Below are 23,986 nucleotides of genomic sequence, written 5' to 3'. Positions count from 1 at the left end.
GTATTTCATGACCATAACTGCCAAGATAATTCCTGGACATGGTGCTGCATCTGGCAAGAAAGGTGATCATCGCTATCCTGGAGGTACAATTGCAATTCAAGCTCCCTATTTTAAAAAGCTTGGATTGGATTTAACGAGGTATCATCCGGGAACACTCAATATTGACATATCCCCCTTTAATTATCAAATAAAAAATCCCAAGTATTTTTTTAATCAAGTGGAGTGGACAAAACACATTCCCCCAGAAAATTTCTACTTTTTCGATGTTACCGTTAGCTATAAAATGATTGAACACAAGGGTTTAGTCTACATGCCAGACCCAAAAACCAAAACAGAACATGAACAAAGTAAAACCACTTTAGAATTAATTTTACCTAAAATTGATGAAATTATCTATGGTGATATAATCACAATAAGCGTAAATAAAAATCAATTAGAGCTATTGCCCTAAATCAGTTTTACTATGGATCTACAAGATCAACTCAAAAATTTATTTCCGGACCATGAACCTGACGAAAATGAGGTTCCCAAAAAAGACCAACCCAAGTATTGGCTCCAAGATGCTCCTATAATCTGCAAATATGAAAAACGTAAAGGTAAACCAGTGACCATTTTAGAAGGCTATACTGGTTCTGATGCCGATTTCAAAAAACTTACAAAGGATCTTAAGTCGTATTTAAGTGTTGGTGGTAGTTATAAAAACGACTTTATCATCATTCAAGGGGATTATCGAGATAAAATTATGGCCTTTTTGAAAGATCATGGATTTTCTACTAAAAGAGTTGGCGGATAGCATCTTTATTCCTAAAATTCTCTTCATATTTTTCCTACGTTGTTAAATTTAAGCTTTGACATCCAATGTTTTATGAAAAAATTTTTGTGTTCTTGGTTTAAATCTTACATTTAATGTCTCTAACCGACGAAAACTAAACTGAAAATGAAATCACTGTTGCATATTACCAACGGCGACAATTTCACGTCAAAATTACAATCGTTACACCTAAAAGGAGATATTATCACGTGGAGAGAAATGCTCTGCGAAGGCAAGACACTATGTGCCGTAGGCAGTGAATCCTTCTGGAAGACGCGATTTGAATTTTTGAACAAAAACTACAAAGTTTCCAAATCTTGGTTTGTCGAGAAAACCCTTAAGGAATATAGATCGCTATGTAACCACAAACAACAAGATCAGATTGTTCTTTGGTTTGAATACGACCTTTTCTGTCAAATAAATATGTTGGCTGTCCTCAGCTGGCTTAAAACGCACAGAAGGCATGCAGAAATATCATTAGTGTGCAGTGGAAAAGAAGATGAAAGCGATAAACTATATGGTCTAAATGAGCTAAGTGATGAGAAATTGCTGGATCTTTACGACAATAGAACCATTTTATCTCAGGATGATATTGAATTTGCCGATTACGTCTGGCAATTATATTGCAGTGACAACCCTATTCGCTTAGAAAACCTGATTGCACATAACAATTTTCAGTTTCAATACTTATCCGAGGCTCTAAGAGCGCATCTAAAACGTTTTCCAACAATTAAGAACGGCCTTAACGAAATGGAGAACCGTATTTTGGATACAGCAGCAAGTCAAAAACCAGAATCCAGAGCTGTCCTATTAAACCAGGTTCTAGCAAATCAAGGGTATTATGGTTTTGGAGACACACAATACAATCGCATGATCTCTTCGCTCAAACCCCTATTTGGTTCTTTCAATCCTGTTAAACTAACAAGAAAAGGAAAAGAAGTTTTAACGAATAAAGCAAATTATTATTCTCAACTACGTGATAATCAATTGTATTTAGGAGGTTCTTTAAAGTATAACTTCTTATATAACTCTACTACAGATCGCATCCTAAAACTCTAAAATGGCCTTAAGTGACTCAGAATTGATTCTGAATCCTGATGGCAGTATTTACCATCTTAATCTTTTACCTGAAGATATATCTTCTACCATAATCACTGTTGGAGACCCTACCCGTGTGCCTTTGGTTACTAAATACTTCGATTCTATTGAAATTGAAAAGGGAAGTCGTGAGTTCTTGACTCAAACAGGTATCTACAACGGAAAAAGAATTACGGTTATCTCCACTGGTATTGGCACAGACAACATTGACATTGTTTTTAATGAGTTGGATGCTCTGGTAAACATAGATTTTACTACCCGAGAAGTAAAAAAAGAGAAGACACAATTAGATTTTATACGGATTGGTACATCTGGTGCAATACAAGCAGATATACCTGTTGATTCGTTCTTACTGAGCACATCCGCAGTTGGTTTTGAAGGCTTGCTACACTTTTATGATGCTGGACATGTGAGAAATCATAGCCTAGAAGAGCAGCTTAATAGTTTCCTGGAATGGAATGCACATAACATAGTGGCGTATGCTGTGGATTCTGATAAAAACCTGAGAGACATGATTACCTCAAATCGTATACGATTTGGCATAACAGCAACTAATTCAGGATTTTACGGACCACAAGGAAGAAGCCTTAGGTTAGCTCCAAAGATTACGGATTTCAATGATAAACTTGCTTCCTTTTTATATAAAAACCAGCAAATAACCAACCTTGAAATGGAAACAGCTGGCATTTATGGTTTGGCAAAACTACATGGACATCGTGCAATTTCTTTAAACGCTATTCTGGCCAATAGAGCTACAGGAGAATTTTCTTCAAATGCTGTTAGGACTGTGGACGACCTCATAAAATATACTTTAGAAAAACTTGTTTCTTGAATATTGGCTTAATATGATTTTTGGTAATATTCCTTCCCTATTTAAAACCTTATGAAAACAGTTAAAATAATTGGTGTGCCGGAGCATTTTAATCTTCCCTGGCATTTAGCCATTGAAGAAGGTGCTTTTGAAGACCGTGGCATACGTTTAGAATGGACAAATATTCCAGAAGGCACAGGAAAAATGTGCCAGCTTCTGAATGATGGCGAAACGGATTTGGCTATTATACTCACTGAAGGTTTGGTTAAAAGCATTTCTCAGGGAAATCCATCCAAAATTGTACAAGAGTATATCTCTTCCCCTCTACTTTGGGGAATTCACGTTGCCAACAGCAGTGAGCGCACTTCTATATCGGAATTAGAAAAAGACAAAGCTGCTGTAAGTCGTATAGGTAGTGGAAGCCATTTAATGGCATATGTACATGCGCAAAATCAAGGTTGGGATACAGATATGCTTGAATTTGACATAATAGATAACCTAGATGGCGCTGTTAAAAATCTTAGTGAAGGTTCCAATGCATATTTTATGTGGGAGCATTTTACAACAAAACCATTGGTAGATAAAGGTATCTTTAAACGATTGGGAAACTGCCCTACCCCTTGGCCTTGTTTTGTTATCGCCGCAACAAATGCTTTTTTAAAGACAAACGGACAATTGCTTAAACATATTTTAGAAATTATCAATACCTATACTATTGAATTCAAACAAATTCCAAGTATTGACAGGACTTTGGCAAATAGATACAATCAACAATTGGAGGATATTCAAGATTGGCTTTCCAAAACAACCTGGGGGCAGAATCAAATAGATGTAAAAATCTTAAATGAAGTGCAAAATAGACTGCTTAGCCTGCAACTTATTAATGAAGTGAAAAATTCTAAAGAATTTCTATATTCCAAAGTTTAAGAAAAATATTTCTTAATCAAAGTCTTAAACTTTAAATCAGAGAGTGGTTTTTGCGCTGTATCCCTAACATTAGGGTTTGCCAGTGCCAAAGCTGTGGTTTCTTCAGTATCCAAGGCAGTTAACATGACCACCACAATTTTTTCTTTAAACCCCTTATCAAACTTTTTATCAAAAGCGTCCAAGAATTCCCACCCATTCATTGTAGGCATGTTAGTATCCAAAATAAGTAAACAGGGCATTAAATCTTCATCTGAAGTGCCCTCCAAAAAATCAATAGCTTCTTTTCCGTTACTGGCCGTGTTAACCGTTAAACCATTATCTAATTGTTTTACAAAAAACCTATTTAAGAAGTTCGTTGTATCGTCATCATCAACGAGTAAAACTGATTTCAGTCTGCGCAATTTATTAAGAATTTTCTGATGGTCGTGTTAGTCTATAAACGTACGAATTCTTGTGATACTTTAAGAAAATCCTTTCAAGAAGTAATTCACCAACTTATCAACTTTTTTCCCATTTGACCCAACAAGGCATTGGTTTTACTAAAATGTTGATTACCAAACCAAAGGCCTCTGTTTGCACTTAATGGTGAAGGATGCCCTGAAGTAAGTATGTGATGTTTTGTTTTATTTATCAAGGTTGATTTCTTTTTTGCAAACCCACCCCAAAGCAAAAAAACAATACCTTCTTGTTTAGAGGATACCGTTTCAATCACAGCATCCGTAAACTGCTCCCAACCCTTTTTTTGATGGCTTCCTGCCTCATGCGCCCTTACCGTTAATGTAGCATTTAAAAGCAGTACTCCTTGCTGTGCCCATCGTTCTAGGTTGCCGCTTTTGGGGTATGGTTGTTCCACATCAACTTTAATCTCCTTAAAAATATTTACCAGCGATGGCGGGTGTGGGATATTATCTTTTACAGAAAAGCACAGTCCATTGGCCTGGTTAGGCCCATGATATGGGTCCTGCCCTATTATAACAACTTTGACGTCCTGAAAAGGGCAATGATCAAATGCTGCAAAAATGTCCTTTCCTTTGGGAAAACAAGTATGCTGTTGATATTCCTGTTTTACAAATTGAGTCAGTTGTTGAAAATAAGGTTTCTCGAACTCAGGTTGTAAATGAGGTTTCCAGCTTAGATCTATACTTACATTCATTAATTCTTCTTATTTCTTCGGATAAATCTAAAAATAATATCTTTCCCTGTGACTAACATTCAAAATTAACCCATGTCCTTTCTTCAAAAAATAAAATTTCCAACGGCACATACTGTCTTATTCATTATAGCAGCCATTGTTTCTCTCTTAACATGGATTATCCCTGCTGGGCAATATGATCGTCTTTCATATGATAATAAAACGGATACATTGATTAGGGCTTCAGAGGAAACAAGTGTTAGCTTTCCCGCTACCCAAAAGACCCTTGATGAGCTGGCAATTCAAATTCCGATAGAAAAATTCAAGGATGGTGCCATTTCCAAACCTATAAGTATTCCAAATACCTATCAAAAACTGGAAGGGCAGCCTCAGGGTTTTGTTGGTTTTATACAAGCCCCTCTAAAGGGTATTATGCAATCTACAGATATTATTCTACTGGTTCTGATTATTGGTGGACTTATCAGTATTGTTAATGCAACTAAAGCTTTTGAGGCTGGAATTGCGTGGCTGGCACAAAAATTAAAGGGTAGAGAATTCATCTTGATAATCATGGTGACAACATTAATTGCATTGGGCGGAACTACCTTCGGATTAGAAGAAGAAACCATTGCTTTTTATCCCATTTTAATTCCTATTTTCTTAGCGGCGAAGTACGACGCACTGGCATGCATAGCTTCAATCTACATTGGTTCTTCCATTGGCACTTTGGCATCCACAGTTAATCCATTCAGTACGATCATTGCATCAGATGCTGCCGGAATAAGCTGGACAGAAGGTCTTAATGGCCGACTTATTATGCTTCTTCTAGGCCTGATTATTTGTATTGCCTATATTATTCGTTATGCACAGCGTGTAAAGAAAAACCCCAAACGATCACTCATCTATAATCAAAAAGAAGAAATTGAAAATTTGTTTTCAGGAATTTCCAGCACTACAACCACAAAACTTTCAGGAAAGCTTAAACTAGTCTTGTTTGTTTTTTCTAGCTGTTTTCTTATTATGGTCTATGGCGTTTCCCAATTGGGTTGGTGGTTTCTGGAAATGACCTCTGTTTTCCTCGCTGGTGCATTATTGATTGGGTTTATTACCCGGCTTAATGAAAAACAATTTGTAAATGAATTCATATCGGGAGCAAAAGATCTCTTGGGAGTTGCTTTTATAATCGGTATTGCAAGAGGGATTACGGTTCTAATGGAAGATGGTCAAGTGAGCGATACCTTATTGTTCTACGCAAGTGAACTAACTTCAGGTATGCATAAAGGCCTGTTTATAAATGTAACTTGTTTACTATATAGCGGTTTAACTTTTTTCATCCCTTCTTCTTCAGGAATGGCAGTGCTGACCATGCCCATAATGTCTCCTTTGGCAGATAATGTTGGCATTGGAAGGGAAATTATGGTTAATGCATATCAATATGGAGTAGGACTCTTCAAGTTTATTAATCCAACCGGTATTATATTGGCATCTCTTGCCCTCGTCAATGTAGGTTATGACAAATGGTTGAAGTTTGTTTGGCCATTGGTTTTACTTTTAGCCATTCTTGCTATGGTCACACTTACAATTAGTATTTATCTTTGAGCAAGGTTAGAAAACATACAGAATGAAAATATTGATTATAGGTGGAAAAGGAACTATTGGCAATAAAGTAACAAGCCACTTTTCAGAAAATAATGAGGTTATCATTGCTGGAAGAACCTCTGGCGATGTCACTGTAGATATTGTAGACAGTAAGTCCATTGAAAACATGTTTAAACAAACTGGCAAACTGGATGCCATCATCTGCATTGCTGGTGAAGCAAAATGGGCAAACTTTAAGGACTTAACTGAAGAAGATTATCATATTGGCCTTAGAAGTAAACTGATGGGACAGGTGAACCTCGTTCGCTTAGGCCAAGACTTTCTAAATCCAGGTGGCTCAATTACCTTATCTACAGGAATTTTAGCAGATGACCCCGTTGTTAAAACCGCAAGCGCGGCCATGGTCAATGGTGGCATACATAGTTTTGTGCAAGCGGCAGCTTTAGAGATTGAAAATAGAACAAGACTTAATGTAGTTTCCTTGGGAATGGTAATAGATGCCTATAAAAAATACAAGGACTACTTTCCAGGACATAACCCAATTTCAATGGAAAAAGCCGTTAATGCCTATGTAAGAAGCGTCATGGGGAAAGGAAATGGTGAAATAATCAGGGTTTATAACTAAATGATACTTGTGCATTTGGCTTTCCGCTATCTTTACATTGCTTGTAAATATGACATTCCCTTTTGAAACATAGGTCCTCCATATTATTACTTCTTATTTCTCTTCTTTTAGCAAACTGTTTGCAACCAAAACCTAAAGAAGTTAATATAGATAGGACCTTGGCTGAGGATAAAAGCATTTTCACCGCTTTGCCCACCAAGGTGATAGCGCCAAAAGACAACCCTTCATCCATAGAAAAAGAAGCTCTGGGCAAACTTCTGTTTTATGATCCCATATTATCTGGCAATAAAGATATCTCCTGTGCAACCTGCCACCATCCAGATATGGGTTACGCCGAGTTTTTGGACATATCTATAGGCACCAACGCCAAAGGCCTCGGAAGTAAAAGAAAATTCAATACTCCTAATGATATTCCCTTTGTTAAACGCAATGCACAGACCATATTAAATACTGCTTTCAACGGAATACAAAATTACCAAAAATATATAGCTGAAAATGCACCTATGTTTTGGGACGAGAGAGCAAAAAGCCTGGAAAAACAGGCACTGGAGCCCATCAAAGCATTTGAGGAGATGCGGGGTCACGGTTTTACGGAAAACGAAATTCTACTGGTTGTTGTGGATAGGTTAAAGAATATTCCTGAATATCAGACGCTCTTTAAGAATGCCTTCAATGAAACAGAGCCTATTACCGTTGAAAATTTAGCAAAGACCATAGCTGCTTTTGAAAGAACTTTGATTACCAACAATTCCCCATTTGACCAGTATATGAGAGGTAATCGCAAAGCTATTTCAATTCGTGAAAAAGATGGGTTTGAACAGTTCAAAAAAGTAGGCTGCGTCAATTGTCATAGCGGTCCCATGTTCTCTGATTACAAAATACATGTTTTGGGAGTGCCAGAAAATTCCAAACTGCCTTTTGTGGATTTTGGCATTGCGGACATAAACAAAAAAGACAGTTTTGCCTTTAGAACTCCATCTCTTAGAAATCTAAGATTCACGGCACCCTATATGCATAACGGTAGTTTTATGACCTTAAGGCGTGTATTGGAGTTCTACGAAGATATCTCTAACAGTAAGGTTCGGAACCCTAATATAGATCCAACTAAATTTGATTCTTTTGTTCACGATCTAAAATTATCGGTAAAGGAAATGGCAGGAATCTTAGCATTCTTAAACACACTGAATGATAGTAACTTTGATAAAACCATTCCTGAAAACGTCCCAAGCGGTCTGCCCGTAGGAGGTTCTATAAATTGATTGACTTTTTTCAACCTGGCTAAGCCTTGTTTCAGATCGAATCATCTCCATCTCTTTTTTTAGTGGACTGAATACCTATCTTTGCGCTGCTAGTAAAAGAAAATGCAAAGCATACATCCCAAAACACTTCAAGATTTAGAATTTCCAACAGTACTGGAGCAAGTCGCCGGGCGATGCAACACCGAATTGGGAAAAGAGATTGCTTTAGAAATTCAACCAATATCTGACAAAGAGCATTTATTGGAAATTTTAGGGCAGACATCGGAGTATTTGGCGTCCTTCACCAATGATAATAGAATTCCAAACCATGGTTTTGACAGTATCAATAACGAACTGAAATTACTGAAGATTGAAAACACCACTTTAGAGGTTTCAGGATTTAGAAGAATAGGTGGCATGTGTAAAACCGTTGCGCTGCACCAAAAATTCTTTAAAAAATTTAAAGAGTACTATCCCCTACTCTTTGCTAGCACAGAAAAAGTCGAGGTCAATACCGAAATCCCGACTTCCATAGATAATGTCTTAGATAAATTTGGCGAAATTAGGGATGATGCTTCTAATGAGTTGCGCCACATACGAATGCAGATCAATGAAGTTCGTGGAAAAATCAATCAAAGTTTTAGTGTTGCCCTGTCCAGGTGCCAATCACAGGATTTTCTTGATGATATCCGTGAATCTGTTGTGGAGAACCGAAGGGTTTTAGCGGTAAAAGCAATGCACCGTAAAAAGGTGAAAGGAACAATGATGGGCAGTTCCAAAACTGGCAGCATTGTTTATATTGTCCCAGAAACCACACTCAATTTTGTTCGGGAACTCAGCAATCTAGAGTTTGAAGAAAAAGAGGAGGTACAGCGTATCCTCAATCAACTCACCGATTCTATCAGACCTTATGATTATCTGCTAAAACAATATCAAGATTATCTTACCCATATCGATATTACCGCAGGCAAGGCAAAATACGCCTTGGATATGAATGCCCTGCTTCCTAAAATCAATGAAGAAAAAGAATTGTTCCTTCGGGATGCCTATCATCCCCTACTCTTTTTAACGAATAAATTTAAAAAGGAAAAGACCTGGCCGCAGACCATTCAATTACATAAGGAAAACAGGATTATCGTCATTTCTGGTCCCAATGCTGGTGGAAAAAGTATCACACTAAAGACCATCGGACTTTTGCAAGTGATGCTCCAGAGTGGATTGCTAATTCCAGTGCACGAACGTAGTACAGTTTGTCTGTTCGATAAAATTTTAACCGATATCGGAGATAATCAATCTATTGAAAACCATCTTAGCACGTACAGCTATCGCTTGAAAAACATGAATCAGTTCCTAAAGAAATGCAATGATAAAACCTTGTTCTTAATTGATGAGTTTGGTACCGGTAGTGACCCTGAATTAGGAGGTGCATTGGCAGAAGCATTTTTAGAAGTCTTTTACGAACGTGAAGCGTACGGGGTAATAACCACACATTACGCCAACTTAAAAGCTTTGGCCAATGAATTGCCACATGTTACCAATGCCAATATGCTTTTCAACGCTAAAACCTTAGAACCTACTTTTCAGTTGATCTTGGGAGAGGCTGGTAGTTCCTTCACCTTTGAAGTAGCCCAGAAAAATGGAATTCCATATTCGCTTATAAATAGAGCGAAGAAAAAGATTGAACGGGGCAAGGTTAGGTTTGATGCGACCATAGCCAAACTACAGAAAGAGCGGTCCAAAATGGTGCAAACCGGTTCCCGGTTGCAGGATGAAGAAACCAAAGCCCGTGATGAAGCAGAACGTTTGGAAAAACTAAATGCCAAAATCAAGTCTAAGTTGGAAAACTACCAAGAATTGTATGATCATAACCAACGCATGATTCAATTGGGTGATAAAATCAATACGGCTGCAGAACGCTATTTTTTGGATAACAAAAAGCGGCCTTTAATCTCGGAGTTGCTCAGGATTGTAGAAACCGAAAACAGCAAGCGCAAAAAAACATCAGCAAAACAGACCAAAGCCAAACAAGTACAAAAGAAGCAAGTTGCCCAGGAACTGGAACAGAAAATTGTAAAGGTCAGGCAAGAAAAGAAGGTAGAAAAGAAAAAGGCAATCCAAAAAGAAAAGAACAAACCTAGACCCGTGTTTAAAGTAGGTGACCGTGTTCGACTATTTGATGGCAAGGCGGTGGGCACCATTGATACTTTGGAGAAAAATAAAGCCGCCGTTAATTACGGCATGTTCATGACCAATGTAAGCATAGACCAGCTGGAGCTGGTTGAAGCAAAAAAATAATCCTTTGTCAGGTCGAGCGCAGTTGAGACCTTAAGAAAGAGATTTCCAATTTCTTGAGAATAAAAATAACAGCCGGCATCAAGTTGTTGAACCCAACCTGAGCGGCCGACTGTGTAGCTAAATCATTTTATAATGCGTAAGGACCTTCCTCGTCTCCTACCAAATCTTTCACAACTAATAACCCTTCAGGTGTAAAATATAATATACGCTGAATGGCATCTCCATTAATGTTTATTTTACATGCTGCTTCTACTGCTCCCCGTAGTGCGCTGACATCTCGTTCTGATTCCCAACAATTGAAATCACCAAAACCAATGGTACCACTTGGCACCGTAACAGAGTACGGATTGTAATAGTTTCTTCTGCTATAGGTACTACCGTTTGTGTCCAGGGAATAATAATATGTTGAGGTAACCTCTCCATTAATGATTCTTGTGGAAAATGGTTCCGTATAAATACCTACGGGCTGTATATATCTATCTCTTCTAACAGCTGCTTTTATACCTTTTCCAAACAATGGAAATGAAACACAGTCAACATCTCTAGATTCTGGGCCAATAAATGATCCATCAGCAAAATTATCGTTCACATCATTTACTTCTGAAAATTTATCATTGACCACCCATCGTCTATTGGCACCGTCACGTTGCCTAAACTCCCCTATTGGTGCCGTTGGGATACTTGCAATACCATTATAGTCATATTCCAAAAGTTCATATTCGGTTCCTTGCGCATTGAAAATAAAGATTTCATCTAAAAATTGCCGTAGTGCTGCGCCAACATTGTCAAAAGTGGTCGCTCCTAAAGGAGCAGTCGCATCTTTAATGCTATAAGGGTCAGAGACAGCCCCACTAGATGCATTAAAAATAATATATTCCGTTCCAGCGCCATTGAAGATAGCGGTGTATTCATTTTGAATTTGAGTGGCCGCGCCAATACCATCTTCAAAAAGATCTACAAGGTTTGAATACAACACTGGTGGCAAAACGCCTTTTAATTGACATTCCACAACCTCCATTTCGGTAGAAATATTGGTTCCTACCTGTTTGGATGGATCTTCTAACGAGTAAATTTCATAGGACAAGGGCAAACCAGTTCTAATATCCGTGCTCGCAGCTAACATATCGGCCAATTCCGAAATACTAGTTTCTCCCAATCCGGAAAACGTATTTTGAGAATCACCTCCATAGGCAATAACTTTTAGTTTGAGGTCTTCCATTTTCTCCATACTATCTGTTTCCAAGTTCCCTTCAATTTCCTTGTCAAAGCTTTTGTACGAAGCGTCAATTTGCGTGTTCATTACTTCCAAAGAAGAAGTGGATTCAACAAGCATGTAAAAGATTCTACCATAGGTTACCTTTTTAATGTAGGTAGCAGGATTATCTGGCTGTATAAATCGGTCCAAATCATCTGGAGTTACACTAGCATCAAAAACATCATCATAACTCGTTGGGAAATCATAACTGACATCGTAGTACGACTGATAGAGTTTTATCAAAACCCGGTTATAGGTTTTATCTTGACTGAACGATAACTTACCTTCAGCTTTTACTCCGTAACCTTCAAACGAAAGTCCCATTTGCAAAGCAACTTGTTTTTCGGAAAAAACATTTTCGTAGTCCAAATCGAAATTGGCGGGTACCACTCCAGTGCTTCCCGCAATAATATCGTTCATCGCTTGTCGAACTTGAGACTCACTCATTTCAGTCAGGTCTTGAGATGCTTCTGGGTTACCATCATTTAGATTATACGAGATACTACCTCCGGCTCTTTTAAGCGGGATGCCTTGTGGCTTTACATTGTTAATGGTTTTTCCCTGCAATAATGCTCCAGGAAATATTTCACTGGCAACACCGCCCAATGTTTGAAATTCTCCGGCACCATCCGTCACACTCACTGTTCTTGATTTACAGATAAATCGTAGCGTCTCAGCATCCGAACCACTACCAGAGGTATAATCATCGGGGTATTCGTCACCCTCTGCCAAAGTTTCGTCTGTTCGTGACTGGGGTACTTCTTCAAATTCGCCCCCTTGTTCAACCACCCCTCTAAAAGTGGTTGGTGTTGGCCCGTCATCATCTTGAGAAATGGGGTCATCATCTGTTGGAATTTCCGGGGAATCGCTATCGCTGCTACAAGAAAAGAGTAACAGTACAAATATAGCTAGCAACGGCAACAATTTTAAATGAGATTGATTTGTTTTCATAATTATTTGGTTTTTAGGATTCAACACCCCAAACCTAGAGGAGAAAACACCCCGACCCTAATTTTGGGCATGGACAAAGTATGGACAAGCAGCATGGATTTCATTCAAAAGCACCATGGACAGCAGGTTTTTTGATAAGCACTCAAATTCATGTTAATATCAATAAAAACAATGCATTACAAGCATTTTTATGTTGAGTCATAAATAAAAATCTACAGACTTTTTATGGACAAGTCCTTTTTGCCTTCTGGAATCGATTGTTTTAACGAATGATATAATTGGTATCTTGGTGAAATAATCAACCTCTCAAAACAATGATGCTAAAATGCTTCACCGTGGCCTTAGTTTGCTTTCTCGGCACTTCTAGCTTTAGCCAGAATAACAAATTGTTGGATAGTCTACTTAATATTCAAGATACCATCTCTGAAGGAATGCCGAAAATTAAAAATCTGGAGGAGCTATTCTATGCGGAAATTTATAATACTCCGGAAAAAGCGAAGGTATATGCCTTTAAGGCTTTCACGCTTTCTTCCAAGTTGGGAAAGGAGGAAAGTGAAGGTGTGGCTTTATATCATATCGGAACGTATTATAAGGTGACCGCCGCCAACGACTCTGCATTATACTGGTATGAAAAATCTCTAAATAAGTGGAACAAACTAAAAAATCAACAACGTAAAGCTACAACACTTGCTGCAATCGCACTAATAGAACAGCTAAAGAGCAATTATCATAAGGCAATCAAGCTATATGATAGCGTAATAGTAATAAATAAAGAGATCAAACACAGCCTTAACCTCGCGAATGCAATAAGAACCAGAGCTACAATTTTTATTGATAAGGGAAACTATAAAATAGCACTTGAAGAAACCTTGAAAAGTATGCGGATGTTCGATACCATTCAAGAAGAACCTTGGCAAGATGCTGATACTAAAAAACAACTTGGCTACATTGAGTATCTTCAAGGAAACCATACCAATGCCATCGCATACTATTCAGGCGCCTTGGATATGTACAATGATCTTGGTGATAAAGTATGGCAATGCCGAACTTATTGTGACATAGGAAAATCATACCTAGCCATTGAAAATTTAGAAAAAGCTGAAGACTCTTTTGAAAAAAGCCTAGCATTGGCTAAAGAATTGAATATCCTTGATATGGAAGTCAATTCTTTGCTACAACTTGGAATCCTATCTAAAAAGCGTTTGGATTATGTAAAAGCGTATGATTTATTACATCAAAGTTTACAAAAAAACTTCAACTTCGGTTCCAAACTGAACGAATCCACTATTCGTAATGAAATTGGAAATGTACTTGCTTTCCAAGGAGATTATACGTTTTCAATGTACCATCTGAATACAGCGTTAAAAATTGCCGACTCATTAGGAACTCTGGACCAACAGCAAAAAGCATATAAATATCGAGCATACACGAATGAAGCGTTTGATAGACCTGCAAATGCATTAAAGGATGAAAGAAAATTTCAAAAAATCAATGATAGTATCTTCAACTTAACCAAGTCTCAACAAATCGAAGAACTTAAAACCATCTACGAAACCGAAAAAAAGGAAGCCGAAATCGCATTGCAAGAAAAAGAGATTGAGACACTGAACCAGGAAGTGGAAATCAGTAATTTGCGCAAAGGGCTCTATGCCGGTGGCATGGCCTCTGCCCTAGCCCTATTCGGATTATCTGTCTTTGGATACCGTCAACGAATAAGGAAGAACAAAATAGCTCGCGAAAAGCAGGAGGAAATTTACAGACAAGAAATCGAGCACAAGAAAAAAGAGCTGACCAGTCAGACTTTGCATCTAGTCCAAAAAAACACTTTTATCCAAGAACTTAAAGAGAACTTGGAAAACCTCAAAAGCTCTCCCGAAAAGTTCAAAGCAGAGTTCCGTCGGATTGTGATGCTCCTAAAAAAGGAAAATGCCTCTGACAAAGACTGGGAAGTTTTTAAAACCTATTTTGCTGATGTCCATAACGACTTTGACCAGAAGCTAAAAACCCTCTACCCAGACATTTCAGAAAAAGAAATAAGACTGGCTGCCTTTTTACGCATGAACCTGACCACCAAGGAGATTGCTGCTACCTTGAATGTGCTGCCAGATAGTATCCTAAAATCCAAATATCGATTAAAAAAGAAATTGGCGCTGGACAAGGAAACCGATTTGAACCAATTTTTGAATTCATTATGAGATCCCTCTTCAAGTTACTTCTAGTAGGTGGTTTTTGTCTTTGTAACCTGCTACACGCCCAGGAATATAAAAATATTGATAGTTTAATAAGAGAGTACAACAAACAAGCTATTGACACTATCAAGATAAACCTTGGGTCACTCATCTTTCAGAATTTAAGTTTCTCGAATCCTGATGAGGCCTATAAATATGCCCAAGAATCCGTTCGTATTTCCAAAGAATTAAAAAATGGAAAAGGCCTTGGTCAAGCCTATAATAATCTAAGTTTCTATTTTTTGAACAAAGACCAGCTTGACTCCGCCCTCTACTACAAGCAAGCAGCCTTGGACATAGCCGAAAGTCTGAGAAATATAAGAGGTCTTCTTACCGTAAACATGGGACTTGCCGTGCTGTATAACAAGAAAAATGATTTCACCAAAGCCGAAGAATATCTAAACAAGAATATTGCCCTTTTTAACAACAGGGATACAGTTAAAAACGCAAGAGAAATTGATTTCAAATATATTGGATCTACGTATCACGCACTGGCTGATATCAATGTAAGAAAAGGCCAGTACAATTTAGCTTTAAAGAATCAGCTAAGGTCGCTTGAGTTATATAAAGCACGAGCCAAAGACCCTCTATTTGAGGCAGATGCATATAATGCATTAGGCCAAACGGAGATGAAATTGGAAAACTATCAACAGAGTTTTATTTACCTTGAACAAGCTTTAAAAGTCTATACGAAGTTCAAGGATTTGCTTTGGGAAAGTGATGTCCTAAAGCTTATGGGTGAGAATATGGTATTCCAAAACCAGCCAGAAAAGGCCATAGAATATCTTTTGCGTTGCATTGAAGTTGCTAAAGAAAACGAATTTAGATTGACGGAAGCCAGTGCACATAACATTTTAGGCAATGCATATAGCAGTTTAAACCGTGACCAAAAAGCACTTGAAAGTCTAAATAACTCTATTATGATATATGGGCAAATGGAAAACCCTACGGAAATCAATGAAGCATTCACCAGTTTAGGTGTTATGTACAATAAAATGAACCAACCTTCCCGAGCCCTTCCTTATTTTGGAAAAGCCATTGGTATTTCAGATAGCATTGGAGCAATTCCTCAGGCATCCGACGCTTATTTACATCGATCTAAATCTTTCCGTCAATTAAAGGAATATGAAAGGGCCATGGCCGACTTTGAGTTGTACAGCAAGTTAAAGGATAGCATTTTCACCATTAAAAAGTCTCAGCAAATAGAAGAATTGCGGACTGTTTTCGAAACCGAAAAGAAAGAAGCCGAAATCGCCCTACAGGAAGAAGAAATCAAAACATTAAACGAGAAATCAAGGGCTGATAACTTACAAAAAGGATTATATGCAGGCGGAGCATTTTCGGGCATAGCACTTTCGGGTTTACTATTTTTCGGCTTTCGACAACGCATAAAAAAGAACAAAATAGCACGCGAAAAACAAGAAGAAATCTATAAACAGGAAATCGAGCACAAGAAAAAAGAATTGACCAGCCAGACCCTGCATTTGGTGCAGAAAAACACCTTTATCCAAGAACTCAAAGAGAATCTGGAAAACCTTAAAAATTCTCCGGAAAAATTTAAGGTAGAGTTCCGCCGTATTGTGATGCTCCTAAAAAAGCAGAACGCTTCGGACAAGGATTGGGAAGTCTTTAAGTCCTATTTCTCCGAAGTGCACAATGACTTTGACCAAAAGCTCAAAACGCTATACCATGATATCTCAGAAAAAGAAATTCGTTTGGCTGTCTTTTTGCGGATGAATTTGACCACAAAGGAGATTGCAGCTACGCTGAACGTACTTCCAGATAGTATTTTGAAATCCAAATACCGATTAAAAAAGAAATTGGCCCTTGATAAAGAGATGGACCTGACCACTTTTTTAAATACCCTTTAGACGAATCAGCAAATTGAAAAATTTAACTTAACTTCTGCTGTTAACTATTGGTTTTGAGAAAAATAGCTTTAAAAATATTTTCTGTATTTCTTATAACTACGCTGATAGGAGTTGTAGCGTGCAAATCAACTCCCGAGGACACCAATGCAGTTGATAATGCATCTCTTGCGAAATTGGACTCATTAGGTCAATCCATCATAAAAAAAGGAGAGGTAGTAGGTTTTTCAGTAGCTATAATGAAGGGAACAGATACCTTGTACAACCGCGGTTTTGGGTATGTGGATACCGCAAAAATCAAATCGGTTTCCAATACCACCCGATTTAAGATTGCATCTATCTCCAAATTGATAGGTTCCACCTTGGTCATGAAATTGGTAGAAGAAGAAAAATTGTCGCTGAATCAGACCTTGTTAGAGCTGTTACCAGATTTTCCCAATTCGGAGCAAGCAAAGAAAATTACCCTGGCGCACATGATCAGTCATACCTCTGGCCTTCCAGAATACGCAACGGCAATTGATTCGATGTATGTGGGAACGGGCAAAAATCCTACCAAAAAGGATTTCTATTCCTTTTTTGCCACGAATGGCTTACTTTTTGAACCAGGTACCAATTACAGTTACTGCAATTCTGGCTTCCTTTTAATGGGAATGATTGTGGAAAGGATTACCCAACGATCCTTACAACAAGAATTTGATCGGGTGATCAACGAACCTGGGGACATGGGTCTAAAATTGATTGCAGAAGCAGATTCATTACCAGAAATGTCCCCCTATTGGGAAAAGAAAGGCAATTCATACATTCCATACCCACATTGGCCTTGGATTAAAGGGGATGGAGGTTTGACGGCAACATCCATTATGCTTGCCCAATTTCCAAAACAATGGTCCTTGGGCATTTTTATCGACTCAGTTTCATATCAAAAAATGGTAACCCCTCGAATACTTGCAGACGGTATACAGACCGGTTATGGACTGGGTGTAAGAAACGGGGAGTTTTTTGGTGAAAAAATCATAGGGCATACAGGTGGGCACAAATCCACCTATGCCATCATGGTGTATTTTCCTGAGCGCGACCTAACATTTGTTGTCTTTACGAATACCGACAGCACCCCATCAAACTCCCGAAATATATTTGCACAATTTGCCGCTGAATATTTGGGATTCAGCGTCACCCCTGATTCGTTTAACAAAAAAATACTAAAAAACCCTAATAACTACACCGGCAATTACATTGGTTTCGATTCAAAAATTGGGGGAACTATCCAAATTAAAAAAGGTGAAGACCAAAATCTGTTGTATTGTATTGAAGATACTTGCTACCCCATGACCTACTTGGGCAATCATAAATTTTGGATTGCACAGTGGCCCTACGATTACATTACATTTGAGGTTGATGACACCGGCAAAGCGTTGGCGATAAAAGAATATTTTACAGGCTTCTATGTCATGCTTAGAAAAAGAGCGAATTCCATTTAAGTTTAGCTTTAAAATAAGTAATAAATCGATATTTAATCATATTTTCAACCATGTCCCACAAGAACTCAAAAACATTCTAATTAACAACGTACACCAAATGAAAAACCAATTGTTAACAATAGCGTTCTCGCTATTCACCTTTGTAGCATTTGCTCAAGAAAAATCAGAAAAAAAAGAAATCCCTGATGGTGAAATCTTTACCTCTACCCAATCTGTAAATATTAATGGCAAAACCATAACGCTTGCCACGGAAACGGGAACGGTGCAATTACGGGATGAAAACGATAAACCCATAGCCTTGTTTGGGTTTACGCATTATAAAAAGACGAATTCCAGTAAAAACAGACCCATTGTCTTTGCGTTTAACGGCGGTCCGCTGTCGGCATCGTTTTGGTTACATTTTGGGGTTTTAGGACCTAAAAGAATCGAAGTCAATGATCCTGCATACACCAAACCGGCTCCCTACAAAGTGGTCAATAATCAGTTTTCTATTTTGGACAAAGCAGATTTGGTCATGATAGATCCAGTCGGTGTTGGCTTTAGCAAACCTGTTGGCGATGCAAAATGGGAAGATTTTTGGGGTGTGGACCAAGATATTAGAAGCATTGGGCTTTTTATAGAACAGTTTATCATAAAAGCTGAAAAAATGAACGCGCCCAAATATTTGCTGGGCGAAAGCTACGGTACGTTTAGGAACGCAGGCTTGGTAAAGCACCTTCAAGACAAGGGTATCGCCATGAACGGGGTAATCATGGTTTCTGCCGTTTTTGATCTACAGCATTTATTGTTCGGCCCAGGAGACGATACCGCCTATTTAATCCATTATCCTACCTATGCCGCAACGGCCTGGTATCATAATAAAGTAAAAAACAAGGGCGAAAGTTTGGAGGCTTTCTTAAATGAGGTAAGAACCTTCACCCAAAACGAATATGCACCTGCCCTACTCAAAGGGGATCAATTAAGCAGCTCGGAAAAGGCAGCTGTTGCCCAAAAGTTGGCAGACTATTCTGGGCTAAGCCAAGAGTATTATATAAAAGCAGATTTGAGGGTCACTAATGGTGAATATTTTCAAGAAGTGCTAAGGGACAAAGGCCTAACCGTGGGTAGGCTCGATTCTAGATTTACCGGAGTTAATGAAGATTTGTTGTCTCAATATTCGCTCACAGACCCGCAGAGCGATGCCATCTCCTCGCCTTACATTTCGGCCTTTAAAGATTATTTGTACAACGATTTAAACGTTAGAAAAGATTTGACCTACACTACGACCGCAGGTACAAGAAAAAACTTTAAGTGGGATTGGAAACACAGTGGCAACGTTATATGGAACATGCAAGTCGCTACGACCACCTTGCCAGATATGACTTCGGCTATGAAACGAAACCCCGATTTAAAGATTTTAATCCTAAACGGATATTACGACCTTGCCACGGTCTTTTACGGTGTAGAGCATTCCATTAACCATATGGGATTGGATGCTGAGTTAAAAAAGAACATCATTATGAAATATTACGAGGCCGGCCATATGATGTATACGCATATACCCTCTATGGAGAAATTTAAAAAGGATGTGGACGAGTTTATAGATCAAACCTCCAACTAGTAAAAATTCTATGCATTGTGTATATGTGCCAAATAGACGATTTATCATCCTTCTTTTCTGCCTTAAGAAACGGCGAATTGCTAAGCAATGATTCTCAAAAATAACTTTTGTGGTTAAATTCTTCTGAAGATAAAGGCATTACATTTTTTGGCAGAAAAAGAGGGTCTGATGGTATTCAAGCGACCATGTTATACCTTATATTGATGTCGTAATTATTAAGCTTAATCGATTCTTCAGGGCAAAAGCAAGTTAATTTAAGTTCAGTATTTGTTGAACTTTTTAAAACTGCATCAAACAAGAAATAAACGCTATTAAAATGTACGTTTATTGACGCCGTAGCGCGTAATTAAAACATAATTCAATGAGTTTAAAAGAAAAGATTAGGTCCATGATCAGCAATTTCGAAATGCTGAACAAACAAGAAATTGAAACCCTTCTTGAAAAAACCATTGTAGATGAGTTTAAAAAAGGGACACTGTTGTTGAGAGAAGGACAAGTTCCGACAAAGTGTTTCATGGTAGTGGAAGGTTGTGTTAGAGAATATTTAATAAAAGATGGAGAAGAAATATCAACGGCCTTCTTTACGGAAGGTGATACATTTACTCCTCCTTCACGTAAGGGCTCCCCCTCAAATCACTATTGGGAATGTGCAGAAGATTGTATTTTGACCATCAGTGACAAGGGCTATGAAGAAGAAATACGTGCCGCAATTCCTAGACTTGATTCCATTTTTCAAGAAATAGCCATAGAAAAAATAAACAAATCAAAAGAAGAATGGAGTCAATTTGTCTCTTCTTCACCCGAAGAAAGGTATCTTAATTTGTTCAAAACAAAGCCTCACCTTCTAGAGAGAATTCCCCATCACCAGATAGCCAGTTACCTTGGTATTAAACCACAATCATTAAGTAGAATTCGTAAAAGAATCATAGATCAGAAAAAGTAGTGGCCGAATGGTACTTGGTTGGCGACTTTTGAAAGCCTTGTAGAAATAACCAAATAAATCTTTTTCATTGATTTGAAAATTTAATCGAGTAAAATAGGAAATAAACAATACTCATTAACTTAAGTGAATGTGTAAAAAATTCATGCATCTTAATTTTGCCGAATAAATATCAGAATTAAGACGAAGAAGTATGAGAAACGGGATTACTCACCAATACAAACTATCAGTATTGTGTGTTTACACTATTATTTTGGGGATCGCTTCCTTAACATTTTCAAGTTGCTCAACACATCGTGCGATTCGATTAAGAAATAAAAGTATTAAAGAATGGAGTGCTTATCAATTTGAGGAAATAAAAAAAAGTCCTGATGGTGAAGGTGAGAAATGGACTATTTATTCCCGAAAAATCAAAGGAACGAATTTCTCAGAATTTAAGATTGAAGGAGACATAGAGGCATCCCCAAAAACATGCATTGTAATCTTCAGGCAAGACATTCAGAATCAAGCTGCTGATTTGAAAAACAAGAAATACCCAACCTATGACATCGTCAGCGAGTCTAAAGATAGTCTCTTAACCTACGTCATTCACAATGAACCCTTTCCATTGAAAGATACTGAAATGAGTGTCAGGTATATCTTTTTCAATGATGAAGACGGATCTGCAGGAGTAACCTGGCATGAAGCATGGAATGAAAGTCAAGTCCAACTTTCCAAAAAGTTTAATCGAGTGGAAACTTTTAGAGGTTCTTGGAGTTTCACTCCTGTTTCCAGTAACTCTTGTCATGCTAGTAATAGTGTTCAATTTGACCTGAAAGGAATTCCATTATGGCTGGTTAAACCCATGGTGATAAAGTTTTTAAAAAACGGATTGGAATCCATTCGAGAAGCGCGTTCAAAATAAACCTAAACAGACTATAGCTTAAAAGGAAAAATATGAAAGCAGTTGTTTGCACAAAATATGGGCCTCCAGAGGTTCTTCAATTAAAAGAAATAGAAAAACCGGTTCCTAAAGACAATGAAGTCCAGATAAAAATTCATGCAACCACTGTAAGTGCAGCGGATTATAGGGTGCGAAGTTTTAATGTGCCTGTATCCTTCTGGATTCCTGCTCGTTTGATGCTTGGACTTAGAAAACCTAGAAAGTTTATTCTAGGGATGGAACTTTCGGGTGAAATTGAAACCGTTGGTAAGGATGTGACTACCTTTAAAAAAGGAGATCAAGTTTTTGCTGCTACCCTGCAAACATTTGGAGCTTATGCGGAATACATTTGCTTGCCTGAAGATGGTCCTATTGCTATAAAACCAACCAACATAACCTTTGAAGAAGCCGCTGCCATACCTATAGGTGCCCGAACAGCGCTTCATTATCTCAAAAAAATAGGAAATATAAAGCCGGAACAAAAAGTGCTCATTTATGGAGCATCAGGCAGTGTGGGGACATATGCCTTACAGCTTGCCAAATACTTTGGTGCAGAAGTAACCGGTGTATGCAGCACTGCGAATCTTGATCTGGTGAAATCTTTAGGAGCTGATAAAGTGATTGATTACACAAAGCATAATTTCATAGAAAATTTTGAAACGTATGATATCATATTTGTAACCATAGATAAACTTCCTTTTTCGGCTTGTAAAAAAGTACTAAGCAAAAAGGGAATCTACTTGAATATTGCCAGGCCGATACCTAGTCTTCAAATGATTTGGACTTCATTAACAAGCAGTAATAAAGTAGTTGTGGGGAAAAACTCACCAGAGTCGGCTGAAGCATTGATTATCCTGAAAAAAATCATTGAAAAAGAACAATTAAAACCCGTTATTGACAAAATATTTACATTACATCAGATTGTAGAGGCACATAAACATGTGGATAGAGGGCATAAAAAAGGTAATGTTGTAATTGTAGTAAATGAATATAATTAACACACAACCACGTATAAAAAACAATAGCCGGTTTAATAGTAATTTCTAGAACAGTACTGATAAAACCAATTATGAAACTTCCTGTCTCCCGCTACCGCAAGATTGTATCTTTTATATGCCCTATTTTAAGTAACTTCAACCCGAGAAGCTATTAAACAGTCGAAACTTCAAAACATATTTGGAATTAAAAAAAGAGAACTCTATTGACCATTTGGTGCTTTAGGGTTTGTGGTTATTATCTTAATCAACTCTTCTGGCACAAGTAAATTAATTTGAGTCAGCATTTGTTTAACTTTTCAAAACCGCATCAAACAAGAAATAAACGCCATTAAAACGAGACCATATCCTAATACGTTCTACACCATTTGAAAAAACATTACGAATGAAAATCAAAATCCTCGATGGCTTGTTCATTAGGCACAACCAAATAGAGAAAAATAGGCAGTCCATTTGGTTTTTGCACGGATTTGCCGATTCTGGATTGGCATACAAAGAAGTTTTTGATTCAAGCCTTTCGACTGAATTTAATCTTTATGTGGTGGACTTGCCAGGATTTGGTGTCAGTCCTATGAATAGTGAGTACACATCGATTAAAGAACATGCCGACCTACTCTCCAAAATAATTAAGAAAGAAACCGAAAACAGCGGAAAAGTGAATATTGTTGCTCATTCAATTGGAGCATTAATCGGAACTTGGGTTTGTCAACAGCAATCTGAAAAAATAAATTATTTTTTCAATATAGAAGGTAATTTAACGGAGGCCGACAGTTATTTTTCAAGCAAACCTTTGAGCTTCAAAACTGCCAAAGATTTCATAAAATCATTCGAAGGAGAAATTTTTGAATATGCAATCAAAGAAGAGAGGTATAGAAGGTATTATAGCAGCTTAAGATTTGCAATGCCACAAGGAATGCGTAATTGGGGGGTCACAAGTCAAGAATATATAAAAAACAACAAATGCGGATTTGAATTCAACAATTTGAACTGCAACAAAATATACATTTGGGGAGATTTAGACACACCAAAAGAAACACAGGATTTCCTAAAAGAGCAAAATATTCCGAATAGACTATATAGGGGGATTGGACACTGGCACATGGTCGAGAATTCGGAAAATCTATATCACGACATCAAAAGCGCAATAAAAACGGTGTAGAACAATGGCTATAATTTATTGCGATCTGTGCCACACCAAAATAAAAATATTAAT

20 protein-coding genes are annotated in these 23,986 nt (G+C 37.7%); 17 read left to right on the top strand and 3 right to left on the bottom strand.

What is annotated here, in order from left to right:
* Nucleotides 1-7 precede the first annotated feature (7 nt).
* The 5 genes from SJY44_RS11455 (at nucleotide 8) to SJY44_RS11435 (ending at nucleotide 3,647) form a co-directional block, all read left to right on the top strand.
* A complete protein-coding gene (locus SJY44_RS11455) occupies nucleotides 8-451 on the top strand; it encodes a hypothetical protein (RefSeq protein ID WP_396589818.1) in 444 nt (147 codons plus the stop codon).
* A 12-nt stretch (nucleotides 452-463) separates the two neighbouring features.
* Nucleotides 464-793, top strand: coding sequence for a translation initiation factor (locus SJY44_RS11450; RefSeq protein ID WP_396589817.1), 330 nt, complete (start codon nucleotides 464-466; stop codon nucleotides 791-793).
* Nucleotides 794-937: 144 nt separating this feature from the next.
* Entirely contained in the window at nucleotides 938-1,870 is a 933-nt protein-coding gene (locus SJY44_RS11445) for a DUF1835 domain-containing protein (protein ID WP_396589816.1), read from the top strand.
* A 1-nt stretch (nucleotide 1,871) separates the two neighbouring features.
* Nucleotides 1,872-2,741 carry a nucleoside phosphorylase gene (locus SJY44_RS11440; RefSeq protein ID WP_396589815.1) on the top strand — a complete coding sequence of 290 codons (870 nt, stop codon included), beginning with the start codon at nucleotides 1,872-1,874 and terminating at the stop codon, nucleotides 2,739-2,741.
* A gap of 51 nt (nucleotides 2,742-2,792) precedes the next feature.
* On the top strand, nucleotides 2,793-3,647 hold the full coding sequence (locus tag SJY44_RS11435; protein ID WP_396589814.1) for a substrate-binding domain-containing protein: 855 nt from the start codon (nucleotides 2,793-2,795) through the stop codon (nucleotides 3,645-3,647).
* Here SJY44_RS11435 and SJY44_RS11430 read toward each other — a convergent pair.
* Together SJY44_RS11430 and SJY44_RS11425 are read right to left on the bottom strand one after the other, a co-directional pair.
* Complete coding sequence (locus SJY44_RS11430) at nucleotides 3,644-4,048, bottom strand: response regulator (protein ID WP_298926252.1); 405 nt, start codon at nucleotides 4,046-4,048, stop codon at nucleotides 3,644-3,646. The two genes, SJY44_RS11435 and SJY44_RS11430, sit on opposite strands and share 4 nt — an antisense overlap.
* Before the next feature lie 86 nt (nucleotides 4,049-4,134).
* Nucleotides 4,135-4,800 (bottom strand): uracil-DNA glycosylase, encoded by a 666-nt coding sequence (locus SJY44_RS11425; protein WP_298926249.1) that lies wholly within the window; start codon nucleotides 4,798-4,800, stop codon nucleotides 4,135-4,137.
* Between the two features lie 72 nt (nucleotides 4,801-4,872).
* On the opposite strand from SJY44_RS11425, the gene SJY44_RS11420 reads away from it, so the two are divergent.
* The 4 genes from SJY44_RS11420 to SJY44_RS11405 all read left to right on the top strand — a co-directional run bounded on the left by SJY44_RS11420 (nucleotide 4,873) and on the right by SJY44_RS11405 (nucleotide 10,536).
* Complete coding sequence (locus tag SJY44_RS11420; RefSeq protein ID WP_396589813.1) at nucleotides 4,873-6,378, top strand: YfcC family protein; 1,506 nt, start codon at nucleotides 4,873-4,875, stop codon at nucleotides 6,376-6,378.
* A gap of 22 nt (nucleotides 6,379-6,400) precedes the next feature.
* Entirely contained in the window at nucleotides 6,401-7,003 is a 603-nt protein-coding gene (locus SJY44_RS11415) for a short chain dehydrogenase (protein ID WP_396589812.1), read from the top strand.
* Nucleotides 7,004-7,122: 119 nt separating this feature from the next.
* Nucleotides 7,123-8,262 (top strand): cytochrome-c peroxidase, encoded by a 1,140-nt coding sequence (locus tag SJY44_RS11410; protein WP_396589811.1) that lies wholly within the window; start codon nucleotides 7,123-7,125, stop codon nucleotides 8,260-8,262.
* Between the two features lie 102 nt (nucleotides 8,263-8,364).
* On the top strand, nucleotides 8,365-10,536 hold the full coding sequence (locus tag SJY44_RS11405; protein WP_396589810.1) for a DNA mismatch repair protein MutS: 2,172 nt from the start codon (nucleotides 8,365-8,367) through the stop codon (nucleotides 10,534-10,536).
* Nucleotides 10,537-10,663: 127 nt separating this feature from the next.
* On the opposite strand, the gene SJY44_RS11400 is transcribed toward SJY44_RS11405, so the two are convergent.
* On the bottom strand, nucleotides 10,664-12,742 hold the full coding sequence (locus tag SJY44_RS11400; protein ID WP_396589809.1) for a thiol-activated cytolysin family protein: 2,079 nt from the start codon (nucleotides 12,740-12,742) through the stop codon (nucleotides 10,664-10,666).
* Between the two features lie 314 nt (nucleotides 12,743-13,056).
* On the opposite strand from SJY44_RS11400, the gene SJY44_RS11395 reads away from it, so the two are divergent.
* The 8 genes from SJY44_RS11395 (at nucleotide 13,057) to SJY44_RS11360 (ending at nucleotide 23,932) form a co-directional block, all read left to right on the top strand.
* Nucleotides 13,057-14,937 (top strand): tetratricopeptide repeat protein, encoded by a 1,881-nt coding sequence (locus tag SJY44_RS11395; RefSeq protein ID WP_396589808.1) that lies wholly within the window; start codon nucleotides 13,057-13,059, stop codon nucleotides 14,935-14,937.
* Nucleotides 14,934-16,841 (top strand): tetratricopeptide repeat protein, encoded by a 1,908-nt coding sequence (locus tag SJY44_RS11390; protein ID WP_396589807.1) that lies wholly within the window; start codon nucleotides 14,934-14,936, stop codon nucleotides 16,839-16,841. The genes SJY44_RS11395 and SJY44_RS11390 overlap by 4 nt, the downstream gene beginning before the upstream one ends.
* A gap of 53 nt (nucleotides 16,842-16,894) precedes the next feature.
* Nucleotides 16,895-18,316 (top strand): serine hydrolase domain-containing protein, encoded by a 1,422-nt coding sequence (locus SJY44_RS11385; protein WP_396589806.1) that lies wholly within the window; start codon nucleotides 16,895-16,897, stop codon nucleotides 18,314-18,316.
* 97 nt (nucleotides 18,317-18,413) lie between these two features.
* A complete protein-coding gene (locus SJY44_RS11380; protein ID WP_396589805.1) occupies nucleotides 18,414-19,916 on the top strand; it encodes a S10 family peptidase in 1,503 nt (500 codons plus the stop codon).
* Between the two features lie 361 nt (nucleotides 19,917-20,277).
* Nucleotides 20,278-20,859, top strand: a complete 582-nt coding sequence (locus tag SJY44_RS11375) for a Crp/Fnr family transcriptional regulator (protein WP_396589804.1) — start codon at nucleotides 20,278-20,280, stop codon at nucleotides 20,857-20,859.
* Nucleotides 20,860-21,049: 190 nt separating this feature from the next.
* Nucleotides 21,050-21,760 (top strand): hypothetical protein, encoded by a 711-nt coding sequence (locus SJY44_RS11370; protein ID WP_396589803.1) that lies wholly within the window; start codon nucleotides 21,050-21,052, stop codon nucleotides 21,758-21,760.
* 32 nt (nucleotides 21,761-21,792) lie between these two features.
* A complete protein-coding gene (locus tag SJY44_RS11365) occupies nucleotides 21,793-22,776 on the top strand; it encodes an NAD(P)-dependent alcohol dehydrogenase (protein ID WP_396589802.1) in 984 nt (327 codons plus the stop codon).
* A 382-nt stretch (nucleotides 22,777-23,158) separates the two neighbouring features.
* Nucleotides 23,159-23,932 (top strand): alpha/beta fold hydrolase, encoded by a 774-nt coding sequence (locus tag SJY44_RS11360; protein WP_396589801.1) that lies wholly within the window; start codon nucleotides 23,159-23,161, stop codon nucleotides 23,930-23,932.
* Nucleotides 23,933-23,986: the final 54 nt, after the last annotated feature.

Source organism: Allomuricauda sp. R78024 (assembly GCF_044596045.1).
Classification (GTDB): Bacteria; Bacteroidota; Bacteroidia; order Flavobacteriales; family Flavobacteriaceae; genus Flagellimonas.
Note: the sequence above shows the minus strand (reverse complement) of the source record. Positions and strands in the feature narration are given on the sequence as shown.